The organism is Streptomyces sp. O3 (assembly GCF_054788135.1).
Genome location: NZ_JBTVYK010000135.1, coordinates 1 through 503, shown reverse-complemented (window position 1 = coordinate 503; position 503 = coordinate 1). Strand labels below are relative to the sequence as shown.

1 protein-coding gene is annotated in these 503 nt (G+C 69.2%); it reads right to left on the bottom strand.

What is annotated here, in order from left to right:
- Nucleotides 1-503, bottom strand: a 503-nt coding sequence (locus tag ACX6XY_RS30045) for a homocysteine S-methyltransferase family protein (protein WP_460337780.1), incomplete at both ends; no start/stop codon positions are given.

Genomic DNA, 503 nt, shown 5'->3' with positions numbered 1-503 from the left:
CCGCGCACCCGCTCCACCACCTGCCGCAGATGCTCCGGCGTCGTCCCGCAGCAGCCGCCCACCAGCGACAGGCCGTACTCGCCGACGAACGTCTCCTGCGCATCCGCCAACTCGCCAGCGGTCAGCGGGTAGTGCGCGCCGTCCCGGCCCAGCACCGGCAGCCCCGCATTCGGCATACACGAAATGGGCACACGGGAGTGACGGGCCAGATACCGCAGATGCTCGCTCATCTCCGCCGGACCCGTCGCGCAGTTCAACCCGATCATGTCGATGCCCAACGGCTCCAACGCCGTCAAAGCGGCCCCGATCTCCGACCCAAGCAGCATCGTCCCGGTCGTCTCCACCGTCACCGAACAGATCACCGGCAGATCCACACCCGCCGCCTCCAGCGCCCGCCGCGCCCCCAGAACCGACGCCTTCGTCTGCAGCAGATCCTGCGTCGTCTCCACCAGCAGCGCGTCCGCACCGCCCGCGATCATCCCCTCCGCATTCTGCTGATACGC